At 44.3% G+C, this 20,268-nt stretch carries 11 protein-coding genes, 1 pseudogene and 1 riboswitch; of the genes and pseudogenes, 6 read left to right on the top strand and 6 right to left on the bottom strand.

Going from position 1 to position 20,268, the window contains the following annotated elements:
* The 5 genes and pseudogenes from Q0O89_RS00975 to Q0O89_RS00955 form a co-directional block, all read left to right on the top strand.
* Positions 1-2,678 (top strand): annotated as a pseudogene (locus Q0O89_RS00975) (adhesin); the annotation flags it as partial.
* Positions 2,679-2,746: 68 nt separating this feature from the next.
* The gene (locus Q0O89_RS00970; protein WP_293729940.1) at positions 2,747-3,895 is read left to right on the top strand and encodes a DUF2827 family protein; all 1,149 of its coding nucleotides are present in this window, start codon (positions 2,747-2,749) and stop codon (positions 3,893-3,895) included.
* A gap of 543 nt (positions 3,896-4,438) precedes the next feature.
* Entirely contained in the window at positions 4,439-8,905 is a 4,467-nt protein-coding gene (gltB, locus tag Q0O89_RS00965) for a glutamate synthase large subunit (protein WP_293729939.1), read from the top strand.
* Between the two features lie 164 nt (positions 8,906-9,069).
* Positions 9,070-10,473 (top strand): FAD-dependent oxidoreductase, encoded by a 1,404-nt coding sequence (locus tag Q0O89_RS00960; RefSeq protein WP_293729938.1) that lies wholly within the window; start codon positions 9,070-9,072, stop codon positions 10,471-10,473.
* A 68-nt stretch (positions 10,474-10,541) separates the two neighbouring features.
* Positions 10,542-11,780 carry a chloride channel protein gene (locus tag Q0O89_RS00955; RefSeq protein ID WP_293729937.1) on the top strand — a complete coding sequence of 413 codons (1,239 nt, stop codon included), beginning with the start codon at positions 10,542-10,544 and terminating at the stop codon, positions 11,778-11,780.
* A 56-nt stretch (positions 11,781-11,836) separates the two neighbouring features.
* On the opposite strand, the gene glnA is transcribed toward Q0O89_RS00955, so the two are convergent.
* Positions 11,837-13,255, bottom strand: coding sequence for a glutamate--ammonia ligase (glnA, locus tag Q0O89_RS00950; protein WP_293729936.1), 1,419 nt, complete (start codon positions 13,253-13,255; stop codon positions 11,837-11,839).
* A 484-nt stretch (positions 13,256-13,739) separates the two neighbouring features.
* Between glnA and typA the strand changes: the two genes are divergently transcribed.
* Positions 13,740-15,590 carry a translational GTPase TypA gene (typA, locus tag Q0O89_RS00945; RefSeq protein ID WP_293729935.1) on the top strand — a complete coding sequence of 617 codons (1,851 nt, stop codon included), beginning with the start codon at positions 13,740-13,742 and terminating at the stop codon, positions 15,588-15,590.
* A 67-nt stretch (positions 15,591-15,657) separates the two neighbouring features.
* Here typA and raiA read toward each other — a convergent pair whose 3' ends face one another.
* From raiA to Q0O89_RS00920, 5 genes are all read right to left on the bottom strand, one after another.
* Positions 15,658-15,975 carry a ribosome-associated translation inhibitor RaiA gene (gene raiA, locus Q0O89_RS00940; RefSeq protein WP_273317665.1) on the bottom strand — a complete coding sequence of 106 codons (318 nt, stop codon included), beginning with the start codon at positions 15,973-15,975 and terminating at the stop codon, positions 15,658-15,660.
* 266 nt (positions 15,976-16,241) lie between these two features.
* Positions 16,242-17,615, bottom strand: coding sequence for a sodium:alanine symporter family protein (locus tag Q0O89_RS00935; RefSeq protein WP_293729947.1), 1,374 nt, complete (start codon positions 17,613-17,615; stop codon positions 16,242-16,244).
* Positions 17,616-17,687: 72 nt separating this feature from the next.
* Positions 17,688-17,794: riboswitch (glycine riboswitch) on the bottom strand.
* A 190-nt stretch (positions 17,795-17,984) separates the two neighbouring features.
* The gene (gene holA, locus Q0O89_RS00930) at positions 17,985-19,019 is read right to left on the bottom strand and encodes a DNA polymerase III subunit delta (RefSeq protein WP_293729934.1); all 1,035 of its coding nucleotides are present in this window, start codon (positions 19,017-19,019) and stop codon (positions 17,985-17,987) included.
* A gap of 2 nt (positions 19,020-19,021) precedes the next feature.
* On the bottom strand, positions 19,022-19,528 hold the full coding sequence (gene lptE / locus Q0O89_RS00925; protein ID WP_293729933.1) for an LPS assembly lipoprotein LptE: 507 nt from the start codon (positions 19,526-19,528) through the stop codon (positions 19,022-19,024).
* An 11-nt stretch (positions 19,529-19,539) separates the two neighbouring features.
* A complete protein-coding gene (locus tag Q0O89_RS00920) occupies positions 19,540-20,250 on the bottom strand; it encodes a hypothetical protein (RefSeq protein ID WP_293729932.1) in 711 nt (236 codons plus the stop codon).
* Positions 20,251-20,268 lie beyond the last annotated feature (18 nt).

The raw sequence follows: 20,268 nt of genomic DNA, 5'->3' as shown, positions 1-20,268 counted from the left end.
CAGCGGCTTCTTCAGCTTCAAGCGCAGATAGCTCAGCAAGCTCAGCGGCGTCTTCTGCTTCATCAGCAGATAGCTCAGCAAGCTCAGCAGCTTCATCTGCTTCAAGTGCGAACAGCTCTGCAAGCTCAGCGGCGTCTTCTGCTTCATCAGCAGATAGCTCAGCAAGCTCAGCAGCGTCTTCAGCTTCAAGCGCGAATAGCTCAGCAAGCTCAGCGGCATCTTCTGCTTCAAGCGCAAATAGCTCAGCGTCTTCAGCAGCGTCTTCAGCGTCAAGCGCAAACAGCGCAGCAAGCTCAGCAGCATCTTCAGCGTCAAGCGCGAACAGTTCTGCAAGCTCAGCGGCATCATCTGCTTCAAGCGCGAATAGCTCTGCTTCAAGTGCAGCGTCTTCAGCTTCAAGTGCAAACAGCTCAGCGTCTTCAGCGGCGTCTTCAGCGTCAAGCGCGAACAGCTCAGCAAGCTCAGCAGCATCATCTGCTTCAAGCGCAAACAGCTCAGCGTCTTCAGCAGCGTCTTCAGCGTCAAGCGCGAACAGCTCGGCTTCAAGTGCAGCTTCTTCAGCGTCAAGCGCGAATAGCTCAGCTTCAAGTGCAGCATCTTCAGCGTCAAGCGCAAATAGCTCAGCAAGCTCTGCGGCGTCTTCTGCTTCAAGTGCAAACAGTTCAGCAAGCTCAGCAGCGTCATCTGCTTCAAGCGCGAACAGCTCAGCAAGCTCAGCAGCATCATCTGCGTCAAGCGCAAATAGCTCAGCGTCTTCAGCGGCGTCTTCTGCTTCAAGCGCGAACAGCTCAGCAAGCTCAGCGGCATCATCTGCTTCAAGCGCGAACAGCTCAGCAAGCTCAGCAGCGTCATCTGCTTCAAGCGCGAATAGCTCAGCGTCTTCAGCAGCGTCATCTGCTTCAAGCGCGAACAGCTCAGCAAGCTCTGCGGCTTCATCAGCTTCAAGCGCAAATAGCTCAGCGTCTTCAGCAGCATCTTCTGCTTCAAGCGCGAACAGCTCAGCAAGCTCAGCAGCGTCATCAGCTTCAAGCGCGAACAGCTCTGCAAGCTCAGCGGCGTCTTCAGCTTCAAGCGCGAACAGCTCAGCGTCTTCAGCGGCGTCATCTGCTTCAAGCGCGAATAGCTCAGCGTCTTCAGCAGCGTCATCTGCTTCAAGCGCAAACAGCTCAGCGTCTTCAGCAGCATCTTCTGCTTCAAGCGCAAACAGCTCAGCAAGCTCAGCGGCATCTTCAGCGTCAAGCGCGAACAGCTCAGCAAGCTCAGCAGCATCATCTGCTTCAAGCGCAAACAGCTCAGCGTCTTCAGCAGCATCTTCTGCTTCAAGCGCGAATAGCTCAGCGTCTTCAGCAGCGTCATCTGCTTCAAGCGCGAACAGCTCTGCAAGCTCAGCGGCATCTTCTGCTTCAAGCGCAAATAGCTCTGCAAGCTCTGCAGCATCTTCAGCTTCAAGTGCGAACAGCTCAGCAAGCTCAGCGGCTTCATCAGCTTCAAGCGCAAATAGCTCAGCAAGCTCAGCGGCGTCTTCTGCTTCAAGTGCAAACAGCTCAGCAAGCTCAGCGGCGTCTTCAGCTTCAAGCGCGAACAGCTCAGCGTCTTCAGCAGCATCTTCAGCTTCAAGCGCAAATAGCTCAGCAAGCTCAGCAGCAAGCTCAGCAAGTGCGGCAGACAGCTCTGCAACAAGAGCAAGCACAGCAGCAAGCGCGGCGGACAGCTCTGCAACAAGAGCAAGCACAGCAGCAAGTGCGGCAGACAGCTCTGCAACAAGAGCAAGCACAGCAGCAAGCTCAGCAGATAGCTCAGCATCAAGTGCTTCAACCTCTGCAAGTTCAGCGGCAAGCTCAGCAGTTTCTGCAGATAGTTCTGCAAGTGCGGCGGCAAGCTCAGCAGTTTCTGCAGATAGTTCTGCAAGTTCAGCAGCTTCTTCAGCAAGTTCTGCAGAATCTTCAGCACGCGATATTAGAAAACTTATCGGTAACGAAGAAACAGATGGACGTGATAACCGTCAGCCTGCAACAGGTACGGGTTCATTACGTGCAGGCTCTGATGCAGAAGCAAGTGGTGAGAATGCATTAGCAGTGGGTGAAGGCTCTAAAGCGACAGCAAATCAAGCGACAGCACTGGGTCAAGGTTCTGTAGCAACAGCAGAAAATGCAACAGCTGTGGGTCAAGGCTCTAAAGCGACGGCAGAAAGTGCAACCGCTCTGGGTCAAGGTGCGCAAGCAACGGCTAAGAACTCAGTAGCGTTAGGTGCGGGTTCTATTGCAAATGAAGAAAACACTGTTTCTGTGGGCTCTTCAGGTAAAGAACGTCGTATTACTAACGTTGCAGCCGGTGTGAATCCAACCGATGCGGTGAATGTGTCTCAATTAAGAGCCGTTGAAAACCGTATTCAAGATAACGAAGAAAGAGTTAACCAAGTTGCGAATGATCTACGTAAGACGAAGAAAGAATTACGTTCAGGTATTGCTTCCTCAATGGCGATGGCGAACATCCCAACTACCACAATGCCGGGTAAACAATCTGTCGGCTTAGGTATGGGTAGCTTCGGCGGTCAAAGTGCGGTTGCAGTTGGTTACTCCGGTATGTCAGATAGCGGTAAAGTCACCATTAAATTCAGTACGGGCGCAACGTCCCAAGGTGATTATGGTGTTGGTGCCGGTATCGGTTATCAGTGGTAATAATCTGAAATTCGTATAAAATAGGTCCCACCGAGTCGGTGGGACTTTTATTGAAAATTGGTGAAAATATGTCACGAAAATATAAGGTAGGTATTACCTTTAATTTAGAAGCTCAAATTACGGATATTTGGGCAAATGGGGCAAATCAAAATGTGGTTTTCCTATATCAATTGTTTAAAGCGTCATCAATAGTTGAGGATGTGGTGTTGGTTTCTTGGGGGCCGGAAAAACGTTCTACTGCACCATCAGGCTTTATGTTAGATGATCTTGATCTTAAATTTGCCTATGTGGATGATGTGATCGATGATCTTGATGTGCTAATTGAGGGGACATTGACGATCGATCACGACAAAGCGAATAGAATGCGCGATCATAATGGCAAAATTATCTGTTATAAAATGGGTAATGATTATGTGATGGATATGGAGTATTTTGTGTTTGATCGCCCTGCAGGACGTGTTCCGAATGGGGTGAGATTTGATGCTGCATGGATGATCCCACAACATGAAAATACATGCCGTGCTTATTTTTCTACGATTTATAACTGTAATGCGTATGTTGTTCCTGCGATTTGGGCACCGACTTTCTGTGATAAAGTGATTAAACGGCTTAAAGAGAATAATCAGCTTGAATTTGGTTATAAACCAACGAATGACCAAAGTGCTAAGCGCATTGCTTCTTTTGAAACGAATTTAAATATTGTTAAAACCAGTTTTACGCCGATTCTGATTTGTGAGCAAGCCTATCGTAAAGCGCCGGAAAAAATTAAGCATTTTTATGCTTGCAATACCTATGAGAAAAGAAAAAATCCAACATTTTTTAACTTTATCGGTTATACGGAAATCGTTAAAGATGGCATTATGACGGTAGAAGGACGTTATCAAATGCCTGATTTCTTAACGCGTTATGTGGATATTGTGGTCAGTCATCAATGGGAAAATGGTTTAAATTATGCCTACAATGATGCGCTTTATGGCGGTTATCCATTGATTCATAACTCAAAACTTTTACCAAAAGGTGTCGGGTATTATTACGATCAATTTGACGCTTTTGAAGGGGCGGATGTGTTATTACGTGTGATTGATAATCACGATAAGGAACATGACGCTTATGTAAAACGTGCAAATGAATACTTAGAAACCTTATACCCAACAAACCCGATCAATATCTATTTGTACGAAAAAGAATTGAAGCGTGTTATCGAAGGGCAAGCTTAAATTCATGTTGTAAAGGGGTTAACAGCGATATTATGTAGCAGTTGCACAAGACGGTCGTTGAGCCTGTCGAAACGTAAGTCTTGTGCAGTAACCGCTGAAATGTCTTATGGTTCGACAAGCTCACCAACCGCCATTTCAGCTTTGTGCAAGTGCTACATAATACCGGTTAACAGGGGTATGGAATATGTCCTTCAGACCTTATACGAGCCGTATAGGGTCGCTTAATCTGAGCCGCTCTGCGGCTCTTTCTTTCAGCCCGGTGGGGTTGGGCTTAATGAACCTGGCATGGATCCTGCTAGGTTATGTCATCAAAGATAAGCTTTGTCAGTAATCTGATCGGTATTAAATATATCTCAATAAAATCCATTATTAATTAAATTTTATCTATCTGTTTCTATATTTATCTGTTTTTATCTCTTATTTATTTACTTTTTTCTGAAGAAAAACTAATATTGTCATTGTGGGCATTATTAAAATGCAATGGTTTTTAACCGCACTTCACTTTCGGATAACAATCATTTTTATTTTTTACAGGAAACAAATATGACAATGCTTTATGATCGTTCACTTGAGCGAGAAAACTGTGGGTTTGGCTTGATTGCCAATATTGACGGCGTGCAGAGCCATAAAGTGGTGCGTAACGCGATTTTAGGTTTATCACGCATGCAGCATCGCGGTGCGATTCTGGCGGATGGCAAAACAGGGGATGGCTGTGGTTTGTCGTTGCAAATGCCGGAAAGTTTTTTCCGCGCCATTGCGGCAGAAAACCGGTTTTCTTTGGCGAAGAATTTTGGGGTAGGGCAAATTTTCTTGCCGCGTGATGAAAAATTAGCTCAAGAATATATCGCCATTATCAACGAAGAAATTACCAACGAAACCTTAGGAATTGCCGCATGGCGTGATGTACCGATTAATCCGAATGTCTTAGGTGCTATCGCGCTGGCGGATATGCCGACCATTAAACAAATTTTTATTAATGCGCCAAGTGGCTGGCGAGTGCAAGATTTACAACGCCGTTTATTTGTGGCGCGCCGCCGTATCGAAAAACGTATCGAACATCCCGACTTCTACATTTGTAGCTTCTCTAATCAAACCATTATTTACAAAGGCTTATGTATGCCAAAAGATTTGCCTAAATTCTATTTGGATTTAGCGGATTTGCGTATGCAATCAGCCATTTGTTTGTTCCACCAACGTTTTTCTACCAACACTCAACCCCGCTGGAAATTAGCGCAACCTTTCCGTTATTTGGCGCACAACGGTGAAATCAACACCATTTCAGGTAACCGCGCTTGGGCGCGTGCGCGTGCGTATAAATATCGCACCCCGTTAATCCCGGATTTACAAACTGCCGCGCCTTTTGTGAATGAAACAGGTTCGGATTCCAGCTCACTTGATAATATGCTGGAATTATTTGTGTGCGGTGGGATGGACTTATTTCGCGCTATGCGTTTGCTTGTTCCACCGGCATGGCAACATAACCCTGATATGAGCGATGATTTACGCGCTTTCTATGATTTTAACTCGATGCATATGGAACCTTGGGACGGCCCTGCCGGTATCGTGTTATCAGACGGTCGTTATGCTGCTTGTAACCTTGACCGTAATGGCTTGCGCCCGGCGCGTTATGTGATTACTCAAGATCGTTTAATTACCATTGCGTCCGAAGTGGGCATTTGGGATTATGCGCCCGATGAAGTGGTGGAAAAAGGACGTGTCGGACCGGGGCAATTATTAGTCATTGATACCAAACACGGTCGTTTGGTTCATTCCGATGAAATTGATGCAGAAGTGCAAGCCCGTCATCCTTACCGCAGCTGGTTGGATAAAAACGTAAAACGTTTAACGCCTTTTGAAGCCATTCCTGATACGGAGATTGGCGCGGCAACTATGGATGAAGAAACCCTTCAGGTTTATCAAAAACAATTTTTGTATGACCGTGAAGAATTGGAAAATGTGTTGCGTGTATTAGGGGAAAACGGTCAAGAACCGGTGGGATCCATGGGTGACGACACGCCGTTTGCGGTGTTGAGCCAGCGTCCACGTGTGTTATTTGATTATTTCCGCCAATATTTTGCCCAAGTCACCAATCCGCCGATCGATCCATTGCGTGAAGCCCATGTGATGTCTTTAGCTACCAGCATTGGGCGCGAAATGAGCGTATTCTTTGAAGCGGAAGGGATGTCAAATCGTGTGAATTTCAAATCGCCGATTTTAGTGTATTCCGATATGCAACAGATTTTGGCGTTGCCAAGCGAACATTATCAGCATCAAGTGTTAGACGCCACCTACAATCCGGCAGAATGTAATCTGAAACAAGCCATTGAGCAACTCTGTGAACAAGCGAAAAGTGCGGTGAGAAATGGCTCTGTTTTATTGATTATTTCCGACCGTAAAATTACTCAAGATCGTCAACCGATTCCGACTGCATTGGCAGTGGGCGCATTGCAAAATCAATTGGTCAGTGCCAATTTACGTTGTGATACCAATATTTTGGTGGAAACCGCCGAAGCGCGCAATCCGCACCATTTCGCGGTCTTATTAGGCTTAGGGGCAACGGCGATTTATCCTTATCTTGCCTACGAAACCTTGGCGCATATGGTGAACAGCGGTGCCATTAAAAAATCCTTACGTGATGTAATGGCGAATTTCCGTTATGGCATTAACAAAGGCTTATACAAAATTATGTCCAAAATGGGGATTTCTTGCATTTCATCTTACCGTTGCGCGCGTTTGTTTGAGTTAGTGGGAATGAACAGCGAAGTGACCGCACTTTGCTTCCCGGGAATTACCAGCCGCATAGAAGGGGCATCCTTTGATGATTTACAAGCGCAACTCACCGCAACGCGCCAACGTGCATGGCGCAGAAGCCAAGAATTGGAAATGGGCGGTTTCTTGAAATTTAAACCACAAGGCGAATATCACGCGTACAATCCTGAAGTGGTGAATAGCTTACAAGCGGCAGTAAACTCAGGGGATTACGAAAAATATAAAGTGTATCGTGATACGGTGAATAACCGCCCTGTGACCACCATTCGCGACTTGCTCAAAGTGAATACGGAAAAGGCACAAGCCATTGATATTGACCAAGTGGAGCCCGCGGAAAATCTCTATAAACGTTTTGACGGCGCGGCAATGTCCATTGGTGCTTTAAGTCCGGAAGCCCATGAATCCTTAGCAGCAGCGATGAACCGCTTGGGCGGCTATTCTAACTCGGGCGAAGGCGGCGAAGATCCCGCACGTTATGGCACCGAAAAAGTCTCTAAAATCAAACAAGTGGCATCGGGGCGTTTTGGTGTGACACCGGCTTATTTAATGAGTGCCGAAGTGATCCAAATCAAAGTGGCGCAAGGGGCAAAACCGGGGGAAGGCGGTCAATTACCGGGGGATAAAGTGACCCCTTATATTGCACAATTGCGTTATGCCGTACCGGGTTCAACCTTAATTTCGCCACCACCGCACCACGATATTTATTCTATCGAAGACTTGGCGCAGTTGATTTTCGACTTAAAACAAATTAACCCGAAAGCGTTGATTTCGGTGAAATTGGTGTCTTTACCCGGTGTGGGAACCATTGCAACAGGCGTGGCAAAAGCCTATGCGGATTTAATTACCATTGCCGGCTATGACGGCGGCACAGGCGCAAGCCCATTAACCAGCGTGAAATATGCCGGTTCGCCTTGGGAATTAGGGCTTGCGGAAGCGCAACAAGCCTTAGTGGAAAATAATCTTCGTCATAAAGTGCGCCTACAAGTAGACGGCGGTTTAAAAACCGGCTTAGACATTGTAAAAGCCGCGATTTTAGGCGCGGAAAGTTTTGGTTTCGGGACAGGCCCAATGGTGGCGTTAGGTTGTCGTTATTTACGTATTTGTCACTTAAATAACTGCGCAACCGGCGTGGCAACCCAAGATGAGACCTTGCGTAAAGATCATTTCCACGGCAACGTTGAAAAAGCCATGAATTATTTCAAATTCATTGCGCAAGATGTACGTGAAATTTTGGCGCAATTGGGCGTAGAAAAATTAACGGACATTATCGGGCGCACGGATTTATTGGAAATTATCGAAGGGCAAACCGGCAAACAACGGGGCTTGGATTTAAGCAAATTGCTTTATTCCCCTGTGGTGCCTGAAGGTTCTGCGCGCTATTGCACCCAAACCAACCCACCTTTTGACAAAGGCTTATTAAATAAAGCCATTATGGCGCAAGCGGAAGACGCGTTAGAAAGCGGTTTAAGCACAGAAATGGAATTGGATATTAGCAATCTTGATCGTTCTGTGGGGGCAACCTTATCGGGCGTGATCGCAAAACGCTTTGGTAACCGTGGCGCGCCGTTGCAAGAATTCAATATCAACTTAACCGGAACGGCAGGTCAAAGTTTTGGCGTGTGGTTAGCAGGTGGCGTGAACTTGAATTTAACCGGCGATGCCAACGACTATGTGGGGAAAGGTATGGCGGGCGGTCGTATTGTGATCAAACCACATACCGGCGTGGCATTCAAAGCGGAAGAGGCCACTATTGCAGGGAATACCTGTTTATACGGCGCCACAGGGGGCGAATTATTTGCTTCGGGTCGAGCGGGCGAACGTTTTGCGGTGCGTAACTCCGGCGCATTGGCGATTGTGGAAGGGATCGGCGACAACGGTTGTGAATATATGACAGGCGGTGTTGTTACCGTGTTAGGCAAAACAGGGATTAACTTCGGTGCAGGGATGACCGGTGGCTTTGCCTATGTGTTAGATGTAGACGGCGGTTTCCGCGGGCGCATTAACCCTGAATTAGTGGAAGCCTTGAATGTGGCGGATTTACCGACTCATCAAGAGCATTTACGCGGACTGATCGCACGTCATGTGGAATTGACCCACAGCGCAATCGGCGAACGAATTCTTGCTCACTGGGAAGAATACGCACCGCGCTTTGTGTTGGTGAAACCGAAAGCCAATGATGTGGATGCCTTATTGGGGCATAAACGCCGCACCGTGACAGAATTGCGCGAAGTAATTCAATAACAGAAAGGTGTGATGCATTTGGAAAAAATGCGTAGGGGCAAATCACATTTGCCCCGGTCATCATATTGAAAATAAAGAAAAACGCACCGCACTTTATCACGCTAGCGTTATAAAGCGCGGTGAAAATTGAGTGATTTTAAACGTTATTATTGAAGGAATACAAAATGGGTCGTGGAAACGTCTATCAATTTATCGATTTACAGCGAGTAGATCCGCCAAAAATCCCGTTAAATATTCGTAAAACCGAATTTGTTGAAATTTATAACCTGTTTACTGATGAACAAGCCAAAGCGCAAGCAGACCGTTGTTTAGAATGTGGTAACCCTTATTGCCAAAACCGTTGTCCGTTGCACAACAATATTCCAAACTGGTTGCGTTTAGCCAATGAAGGACGCATTGTGGAAGCCGCCGAACTGGCACACACCACAAACAGCTTGCCGGAAGTGTGCGGACGCGTTTGCCCACAGGATCGCTTATGCGAAGGATCTTGTACGCTGAATGCGGAATTTGGTGCAGTCACCATTGGTAACGTAGAAAAATATATTACGGAAAAAGCCTTTGAATTAGGCTGGCGACCACAAGTCAAAGGGCTAAAAACCGGCAAAAAAGTGGCGATTGTGGGCGCAGGACCAGCAGGCTTAGGCTGTGCGGATGTGTTAATCCGCAACGGCGTGGAAGTCACCGTTTATGAACGCCAGCAAGAAATTGGTGGTTTGCTCACTTTCGGTATTCCCGCGTTCAAATTAGAAAAATCCGTCATGAGCCGCCGCCGTGAAATCTTTGCGGAAATGGGGGTAGAGTTCAAATTAGGCGTGGAAATCGGCAAAGATCTCACCCTTGATGGATTGGTGTCACAATATGATGCGGTATTTTTAGCAGTAGGTACATATCAAGGGATGAAAGCCCATATTCCAAATGAAGACGCGCAGGGCGTCTATTCCGCCTTGCCTTTCTTAATTGGCAACACACAGCATTTATTAGGACTTAACGCCCCTGATTTTGTGTCAATGGAAGGCAAAAAAGTGGTGGTGTTGGGCGGTGGCGATACCGCCATGGACTGCGTGCGCACCTCTATTCGCCAAGGTGCGGCGGAAGTGACTTGCGTTTACCGCCGCGATGCCGCCAATATGCCCGGTTCGAAAAAAGAATATACCAACGCCAAAGAAGAAGGGGTGTTATTCCAATTTAACGCGCAACCGGTGGCGGTGGAAAAAGACGGTAAAGGCAATGTGATTGGCTTAAAAATAGTGAAAACGCGCTTGGGTGATGCGGATAGTCAAGGACGCCGTCAAGCGGAAATCATTGAAGGCAGCGAAGAAACTATAGCCTGCGATGCCATTATTGTGGCATTCGGCTTTGCCCCACACGCAATGCCGTGGTTGCAATCAGTGGGCGTCAGTGTGGATAGTCGTGGACGTATTCAGGCAGTAGGCGAACTCAAACAACAAACGACTAACCCGAAAATCTTTGCCGGTGGTGATATTACGCGTGGCTCAGATTTAGTGGTGACGGCCATTGCTGAAGGGCGAGAGGCAGCACAAAGTATTCTGGCGTATTTAGCGGTTTAATTTTTCACATTCGTTTTAGACATAAAGTGCGGTAGAATTTGCTCTCATTTTATACTTATTGATTGTCTATGAAATTAAATACTCGTTTTTACCTTTCACTTATTTATATTGGGATTGTCGCCGGGCTTGTTGGTACCTGTTTAACCTATCTTCTTCATTATATTCAACATTTTGCCTTTGGATATGGATTTAATGGAGAAGAAATATCTTTTCGAGAGGGGGTATTACAAAGTTCTCCTACGCGCCGTTGGATAGTGTTAACCCTTTGTGGATTAGTCGCAGGATTAGGATGGTTTGCCATACATCGTTATGGCAAGCCATTGCGTTCTATAAAGCAAGGGCTTGATGATCCCCAACAAGGTTTACCTTTTTTCAAAACAATTAGCCATGCGTTATTGCAAATTATTACTGTAGGGCTGGGTTCGCCTTTGGGACGAGAAGTGGCACCACGGGAAATCTCTGTTGCTTTCGGTAGTGCATGGGTACGTCGTATGGGATTGTCGGATATTGATGCTAAATTAGTTCTAGCCTGTGCTTCGGGGGCGGGGTTAACAGCGGTGTATAACGTCCCTTTGGCGGCAACCATTTTTATTTTAGAAACCATGGTGATGAGCATTAATACGCGTGCTTTAGGTGCAGCATTGGTCACCGTGGTCATCGCCACTTGTGTATCGCGTTTCTTTTTGGGGGATTTGGTGCAATATCATCAAGTTGTGTCTTTTGAGATTAATCCCAGCTTATTGGTATTCGCAGGAATTATCGGAATTTTGACCGCGCTTTTGGTGCAAGTATTCCGTTTTTCCGGTGAACAAGTTCCTTTCTGGAAGCGAACGGATAAACGCATAATCATATTGGCGGTGGGGCTATTTAGCCTAATTGGCATGATTTCCATGCTTCAGCCTGAAATTTTAGGCAACGGAAAAGCCGGTAATCAGCTTACCTTTGGTGAGATGCTTACTTGGCAAGAAAGCGTACAGTTGTTAGGGCTAAAATGGTTAGTGGTAATCTTGGCGTTGGCAGCCGGTGCTTACGGTGGTTTGATTACGCCGTCAATGATGTTGGGAAGTACCTTTGCTTACGCGTTAGCCATAGGTTGGAATACATTATTTCCCCATTTATCTTTGGAAGGGGCAGCGATTGTGGGGGCTTGTGTGTTTTTAGGTATTATGCAGAAAATGCCAATGACATCTATCGTATTTTTGCTTGAGCTGACACGCAGTAATGCCGAGACATTAATGCCGTTGACTTTGGCGATGGGAACCGCTATAGCGACAGAGAGGTTGTGGAAAAAATACAGAACATGTTAAAAGAAATGAAAAGAAAAGTGCGGTCAGATCTGACCGCACTTTGTTTTTGTGAGTAATTAAGCGTAATATAATTCGTATTCTACCGGGTGTGGTGTCATATTTACGCGTTCAACATCTTTGCGTTTCATTGTGATGAATGCATCGATAAAGTCCTTAGTGAACACACCACCTTTGGTTAAGAATTCATGATCGGCTTCTAAAGAATCCAAGGCTTGTTCTAATGATGAACATACCGCCGGGATTTCTTTTAATTCTTCAGGTGGTAAATCATAAAGGTTTTTATCCATCGCATCGCCCGGGTGGATTTTGTTGATTACACCGTCAAGACCCGCCATTAACAATGCCGCAAAACATAAGTATGGGTTTGCTGATGGGTCAGGGAAACGCGCTTCAACACGAATAGCTTTCGGGCTAGTGACCGCAGGAATACGGATAGATGCTGAGCGGTTGCTTGCTGAGTAGGCTAATAATACTGGTGCTTCAAATCCAGGTACTAAACGTTTGTATGAGTTAGTCGCCGGGTTTGTGAAAGCATTTAATGCTTTAGCGTGTTTAATGATACCGCCAATGTAGTAAAGCGCAGTTTCAGATAAACCGGCGTATTTGTCACCTTGGAATACGTTTTTGCCGTCTTTGCTTAATGACATGTTACAGTGCATACCGGAACCGTTGTCGCCGGCAAATGGTTTTGGCATAAAGCAAGCTGATTTACCATGTTCTGCTGCAACATTTTGAACGATATATTTATAGATTTGGGTTTCGTCTGCTTTTAAAGTTAAGCTGTTGAATTTTGTCGCAATTTCGTTTTGACCGGCTGTAGCAACTTCATGGTGATGCGCTTCGATAACTAAGCCCATTTCTTCCATGAGTAAGCACATTTCCGAACGAATATCATGTGCCGTATCGTTTGGTGCGACGGCGCAGTAACCGCCTTTTTTCAATGGACGGTAAGCGTTGTTGCCATCTTCATATTTGCGGTTGGTATTCCAAGTAGCTTCGATGTCGTCAATTTTGAATGACACATTGTTCATTTCTGTGCTGAAACGAACATCATCAAATAAGAAGAATTCCGGTTCCGGTCCAAAGAATACATCATCTGCAATACCTGTTGAACGCATATAGTCTTCTGCGCGAATCGCAATTGAGCGTGGGTCGCGGTCGTAAGATTGCATAGTATTTGGGTCGTAGATGCTACAGCGGATTGAAAGGGTAGGGATTTGAGCGAATGGGTCAACAACGGCAGTTTCGGCGATTGGCATGAGAAGCATATCGGCTTTGTTAATGGCTTTCCAGCCTTCTACTGATGAACCATCAAACATTTTGCCGTCTTCAAAGAAGTCTTCGTCAATTGCGCTGGCGGGTAACGATACACCGTGTTCTTTACCACGGAGGTTGGTGAAGCGAAGAAGAACGAATTTAATGTCATTTTCTTCAATAAGTTTGAACACACGTTCAATAGCTGCTGCGTTAGCCATAAAAAAGCTCTCCTGTTAATAAATTTGTTGTGCAAGTAAAAAGGAAATCCAAAGTCATTTACTTTGTCGGCGTCAAAATACCACAGAATTAGAATTTAGCAAATAGCAATAAGAGAAAATCTAAAAAAATATTTGTAAGAGTGAAATTTATCTAACTAATTGGCATTTTTATTATTAATTACATAATAAACAGATAATGAATCGTGATTTTATCTATTTTGTGAATATTCAAGACAAGGAAAGCAAAAAGTTGTATAATTTGCGACCTTTCGCCAGTAGTCACAAAAGTGCGGTATGATGCATCACTTGCACGAAGCTGAAATGGCGGTTGGTGAGCTTGTCGAACCATAAGGCATTTCAGCGTTCTTTGCACAAGACTTACGTTTCGACAAGCTCAACGACCGTCTTGTGCAAGCGCTACATAATATCGCAAAAGTGCGGTGAAATTTTAAAAACTTTCCTAACAAAATAAAAGAATATTTCAATGGCAGATTTAGACATTAATAAATTGCGTAATATTGCAATTATTGCGCACGTTGACCACGGTAAAACAACCTTAGTGGACAAACTTTTACAACAATCAGGCACACTTGAAGCCGCTCGTAACGGTGATAATGATGAGCGTGTGATGGACAGTAACGATCTTGAAAAAGAACGCGGTATTACTATTTTGGCAAAAAATACGGCGATTAACTGGAATGACTACCGTATTAATATCGTAGACACCCCAGGGCACGCGGACTTCGGTGGTGAAGTAGAGCGAGTTCTTTCTATGGTGGATTCGGTGTTATTGGTGGTGGATGCTTTTGATGGTCCAATGCCACAAACACGTTTCGTGACCCAAAAAGCCTTTGCCCACGGCTTAAAGCCCATCGTTGTGATCAACAAAGTTGACCGCCCGGGCGCGCGCCCTGATTGGGTGGTGGATCAAGTGTTCGATTTATTCGTTAACTTAGGCGCAACAGACGAACAATTAGACTTCCCGATTGTTTATGCTTCTGCATTAAATGGGGTAGCGGGTTTAGAACATGAAGAACTCGCGGAAGATATGACGCCATTATTTGAAGCAATTGTAGAACATGTTGCACCGCCTGCGGTGGAATTGGATGCTCCGTTCCAAATGCAAATTTCGCAGTTAGACTATAATAACTACGTGGGTGTTATTGGTATTGGTCGCATTAAACGCGGCTCAGTGAAACCAAACCAAGCGGTAACCTTAATTGATAGCGAAGGTAAAACGCGTCAAGGTCGTATTGGTCAAGTATTGGGACATTTAGGTTTACAGCGTTACGAAACAGATGAAGCTTTCGCTGGCGATATCGTGGCGATTACAGGTATGGGTGAATTGAATATTTCAGATACTATTTGCGATATTAACAATGTAGAAGCCTTACCTGCATTAAGCGTAGACGAGCCAACGGTAACCATGTTCTTCTGTGTAAATACCTCGCCGTTCTGTGGTAAAGAAGGGAAATATGTGACTTCGCGCCAAATCTTAGAACGCTTGAACAAAGAGCTAGTACATAATGTGGCATTACGTGTTGAAGAAACACCAAACCCGGATGAGTTCCGTGTTTCAGGTCGTGGTGAGTTGCATTTGTCTGTGTTAATCGAGAATATGCGCCGTGAAGGTTATGAATTAGCGGTATCACGTCCACGCGTTATTTATCGCGAAGTTAACGGCAAAAAACAAGAGCCGTTTGAGCAAGTAACTATCGATATCGAAGAGCAACATCAAGGTTCGGTAATGGAGGCTTTAGGTATTCGTAAAGGCGAAGTGAAAGATATGATTCCGGACGGCAAAGGTCGTACCCGTTTGGAATATGTGATTCCTAGCCGTGGTTTAATTGGTTTCCGTAACGAATTTATGACGATGACATCAGGGACAGGGTTACTTTATTCGACATTCAGCCATTATGATGACGTAAAACCAGGTGAAATTGGTCAACGTAAGAACGGTGTATTAATTTCAAACGCAACAGGTAAAGCCTTAGCTTATGCCTTATGGGGCTTACAAGAGCGTGGTAAATTAATGATTGACCACGGTGTTGATGTATATGAAGGTCAAATCATTGGTATTCATAGTCGTTCAAATGACTTAACGGTGAACTGTTTACAAGGTAAAAAATTAACCAATATGCGCGCGTCAGGTAAAGATGATGCTATTGTATTAACAACCCCTGTGAAATTCACTTTAGAGCAAGCTATTGAGTTTATTGATGATGATGAGTTAGTGGAAGTAACGCCGGTGTCAATTCGCGTGCGTAAAAAATTACTGACTGAAAATGATCGTAAACGTGCGAACCGTACTACAACCAGTACCAGCACACACTAATCAAAACCCTTAATAAAAAGACCGCACTTCAACAAAAGTGCGGTCTTTAATTTTCATGATTAATCCATTAGAAAGAGTCTTTCAAGCGTTCATCCGCTCTACGCGCTTCACCTTTATGTTGTAATTTATTGAGTTGTTTTTCTAATTTTTCTTCGACAAGATTGATGGCATGATACATATCATCCGCTTCAGCACTGGCGAACAAATTGCCATTTGGCGTGCTGATCGTTGCTTCTACGCCAAAGCCTTGTGGGAGTTTGCTTAATACGAAATGTGGGTTAATTAACTGCGTTTGCCATTTCTCCAATTTTGCGAGTCTGTCTTCGATATGAGAACGAATTGCAGGAGTGATATCCATTTGTTTGCTTGCGATATTAAGTGTCATAGCAGTTACCTCTTTTGCTGTTGTTGCGTGTCGCCACGCTGTTTACTTCCTTTGATAACAAAATATGCCTATTCAATTTGCTTTGCAAGTACTTTATTTCGCGAAAAAAGATTAATTTGTAAAAATATGATCTAGATCGCAAAACCATAAAAAAGCACTTTTTTTCTTGAAGAAAGCGCGATAACCTAATCGTTAGGGCTGGTTAAAATAAAAGGGGCGAAAGATATTTCGCCCCTATCATTTGTACTAATCCCCAACCTGTGATGCTACGCTTGACGTTCATCCACATCCAGTTCGCCGTTGCGTAAGCGGCGGAAGTAATCTTGCGTTTCTTCGATAATGACTTTGCGCAAGCCAACAATCGCAATGAGATTAGGAAATGCCATTAAGCCATTGACGATATCGGCTAAAATCCAAATGGTATCAAGGGTAATAAACGCACCGGTAGCAACCAATAGGATAAAAATAAAACGATAAATTTTTATGCCGCGAATATCGAATAAGTAAACAAAACAACGTTCGCCATAATAGCACCAACCTAAAATGGTGGTGAACGCAAAGAAAAGCAAGCCAATCGTCACAATGGTTGCACCGATTTCTGTCCCTAATCCCAATGAAAATGCATCATTTGTCGCCGCCGCCCCTTCGGCCGCACTATTCCAAACTCCTGTAATCACAAGGACTAACCCCGTCATCGTGCAGACAATAATTGTGTCTAAGAAAGTTCCTGTCATCGATATTAAACCTTGACGAACAGGCTCTTTGGTTTGAGCCGCCGCCGCCGCGATAGGTGCTGAACCTAATCCTGATTCATTTGAGAAAATACCACGAGCAACCCCCATTTGAATGGCTTTCATCACGGTGAAACCTAATGCTCCCCCTAATGCGGCTTCGGGATCAAAGGCACTGTGAATAATTAACCCTAAAGCAGCAGGGACTTTGTCCGCATTTAGAATTAAAATAACGACTGACGTGGCAACATATAAAATCGCCATAAAAGGAACAATAACCGTAGAGACCGAAGCAATGCGTTTTACGCCACCGAGAATAATTAAGGCAACAATCGCGGTCATGATAGTCACGGTGATTTCAATTGGTACATTAAAGCTATCTTGCATCGCATGAGTAATCGCATTAATTTGCGGAAAGGTCCCAATACCGAAGAATGCCACTAAAATACCAAAAACAGCGAATAATTTGGCTAGCCATTTAATGCCTAGCCCACGTTCAATGTAATACATCGGGCCGCCGGCCATGAAGCCATTTTTGTCCCGAACACGGTATTTTACGGCTAATACACTTTCTGCATATTTTGTTGCCATACCAAAAAAGGCCACTAACCACATCCAAAAAATTGCCCCAGGTCCCCCGGCTTTGACCGCGGTTGCCACCCCGACAATATTTCCTGTCCCAATGGTGGCAGAGAGTGCGGTACAAAGTGCGGCAAAAGCCGAGACATCTCCGGCTTGTCCATTGCTTGATTCACGCTTAAACATATAAACAAATGCACGTGGTAAATGGCGAAGTTGGATAAAACCAAGGCGTAAGGTTAAATATAACCCTGTTCCTGAGAGTAAAATTAAAAGGGGAGGGCCCCAGATGAAAGAGTCGATAGTTGATAAAATTGATTCCATTGTAATTTCCTGAAAGTTGAAAATACAAAGGGATAAGAGATAAATAAGAAATGCACATCGATGACGTGAATGATGAAATCTCTTGCCCCTGTCCTTTTGCCTGAGCGTTTCAAATAGCTTAATGCTATTCTTTCGCCTTCGGCGCCCATGCACATCTTGTGCCGGATCTCTCCAAGGGTTCGTCCACTAGCAGTCCTTACGCTTTCGCGCACCTGAAAGATTTACTTCGTCGGTGTAGCGTTAATTCGCCACTCTCCAACTAGCTTCAACCGAACATTTTTTGTGAATTGTTCAACAAAAAGTGCGGTGAATTTTATCAAAATATTTGAAAAATTCAACCGCACTTTGGGTGAGAAAGACCGCATCTACTTCATATCAGGCAAATTTCACTGAAATATCTGCCAGCTTGTCCCAAATATCATTGCTAAAATCTAATTTTGCCATACGTTCCAATTCCGCCAGTTGTTGGATCATTTCATAGAGTTTTCGATAAGTTAAGCGTTGAAATGCTATCGTATAAATATGACGGCGAGTTTGCCATATTTTTAAGCGGTCAAAGCCTTCCCTTAACTGATGTGTTGGTAAGGGCTGATCAATATCGGTTAAGCGTTGTGACGGTTTGGATAAGTCCAATAAGGTCATGAGTTCTCGTTGTAAGGTACGCAATAAGATAATAGGTTGTAGATCTTCTGCTTTCAAACTTTCAAGAATGCGGCGAGCGCGTCCTTCTTTACCTTCTAATAGGGCATCAATCCATTGAAAAGGTGTAAAGATTGAAGCCTGTTCAACTAGGGATCTGACTCGCGTAAAGCTAATTTTGTGATCAGGGTGGAGTAACGCTAATAATTCAAGGGTTTGTTTTAGGGCAAGTAAGTTATTTTCATAGCTATAACAAAGTAGTTGTACGGCATCTTGTTCAATGGTTAACCCCATGGCTTTAACTCGGTTGCTTACCCAACGCGGTAGCTGTTCTATGCTAGGGGTTTGGCAGTTAATCAGGTTTAAGTGCGGTTCAATTTCTAATGATTTTTTTACCCATTCCTGCTTTTCGTTGGCTTTGCCAAATTTAGGTAGCTGTAAAATCAGTAATACATCTTCATTGGATAAACTAATGAGTTCAAATAATTTAGCTTGTAGGGCGGCGGTGAGATTTTCAGGTAGAGTAAGGCTAATAACCTGTTTATTGAAAAATAACCCCATGGATTGGCAACGCTCAAATAAATCATCCCAGTCCGTTGATTGATCCACTTGAATCTCTATTTTTTCATCAAAGCCCTGTGTGGTGGCAGTTTGAATAATCAGATCACGCGCTTCCGCTAACAGCAAGGGATCTTGTCCTGTTAAATAATAAAGACTCGCTAGGCGTTGACCTAGCGAGTGGCTGAGCTGTTCAGGGAAAATACGGTTCATCGCTATTTTGTCGTTTTAATTTGATGTTGTAGTGCCACCATTTTGGCAATAATTTGACGAGCAGCCTGTTCACGCATATCGTTCCAAATGACATCACGTTCAGCGGATTTTGCTAGAGCAGCGCGTGAATTATCAAAGAAAGTACGGTTAACACTCACGGAAAATTCATGGGCCTCTTGTTTTGGCAAGCGCACACTTGCACTCACGTTCATGATGAGTACTTTTTCTGCTTCACGTCCTTGTTTAAAGACCGATACCACTTCATCATTAGTGCGTATGCTGTGAATACGTAAAACGGCTACATCTTCGCGCGGATCCACCACATTAATATTGTTTGCCTGAAGCTGTTTGCGCATTGCCATGGACATAGCATCATATTTGTCCGCACTTTCAAAACTGATGGTTTGTAATTCTTTAGGGACTAATTGACCTGTTTTAAAATGAAAGCCGCAGGCGGATAGGGCGGCAATACTTGTAATTAATGCGATTTTTTTCAATAGGTTAAACATAAATTCACCTTTTATTTGCAAATGATATTAAACAGAAGACTGGCTTTTTCTTTGATATTGGCAACCACCATATTTTTGCCCCTTTTCTGTTCTTGTTCTTTGATAACGGTTTGTAACTGTGGGTTATTGCCGGTAAAACTTGGTGTATAACCAATTTCTGTTGGTGCAATATTATGTCGCAATTGTACGTCAATAAGTGCCGTATAGAAATCGGTAAAGCTATTTTCAGGATAATAATTGGTTGTCATCAACAAATTTACCCCTGTTTTGCTCTTGAAATCCTGACAAATGGCTTTTTTTGCACTGAATTTAGCATGGCTTAATCGCATTCCCCCAAATTCATAAAAATCAAAGGTGGTGGCTTGCACGAGCTTTTTAATATTTTGTTCATCATAAATATTAACAGATTGCCCATCAAGCAAGAAAATAGTTGCCATTGCACTATTTTCATTAGCTCGCCCTAAAGGGTACATTTCACCGAGTGCTTTCTTCGCTTTTAATTCCCCAAAAGGCTGGGCAAGATAGGCCATATGTGCATCACGTTCTACGGTTTTCCCATGTTGAAAGGTCTGAACTTTCCAGCTATAAAAACCAATTTCCTGAATACTGCCGTCAATATCTTTAAAAGGACGCCAATCTAAATTAGCGAAATCATTACCGGAAACGCAACCGGAAAGCGCGGTGAGAATTATGGCGTTTTTTGTTAATGTTGTGAATTTCATAGGCATATAGAAATATGG

Source organism: uncultured Actinobacillus sp. (genome assembly GCF_945915845.1).
Taxonomy (GTDB): domain Bacteria; phylum Pseudomonadota; class Gammaproteobacteria; order Enterobacterales; family Pasteurellaceae; genus Exercitatus.
This window is presented reverse-complemented; position numbering and strand designations above follow the sequence as displayed.

Coding starts and splice junctions, on each gene's coding strand:
- Q0O89_RS00970 (WP_293729940.1), top strand. CDS start 2,747: ATGTCACGAAAATATAAGGTAGGTATTACCTTTAATTTAGAAGCTCAA.
- glnA (WP_293729936.1), bottom strand. CDS start 13,255: ATGGCTAACGCAGCAGCTATTGAACGTGTGTTCAAACTTATTGAAGAA.
- gltB (WP_293729939.1), top strand. CDS start 4,439: ATGACAATGCTTTATGATCGTTCACTTGAGCGAGAAAACTGTGGGTTT.
- holA (WP_293729934.1), bottom strand. CDS start 19,019: ATGAACCGTATTTTCCCTGAACAGCTCAGCCACTCGCTAGGTCAACGC.
- Q0O89_RS00955 (WP_293729937.1), top strand. CDS start 10,542: ATGAAATTAAATACTCGTTTTTACCTTTCACTTATTTATATTGGGATT.
- typA (WP_293729935.1), top strand. CDS start 13,740: ATGGCAGATTTAGACATTAATAAATTGCGTAATATTGCAATTATTGCG.
- raiA (WP_273317665.1), bottom strand. CDS start 15,975: ATGACACTTAATATCGCAAGCAAACAAATGGATATCACTCCTGCAATT.
- Q0O89_RS00960 (WP_293729938.1), top strand. CDS start 9,070: ATGGGTCGTGGAAACGTCTATCAATTTATCGATTTACAGCGAGTAGAT.
- Q0O89_RS00920 (WP_293729932.1), bottom strand. CDS start 20,250: ATGAAATTCACAACATTAACAAAAAACGCCATAATTCTCACCGCGCTT.
- lptE (WP_293729933.1), bottom strand. CDS start 19,528: ATGTTTAACCTATTGAAAAAAATCGCATTAATTACAAGTATTGCCGCC.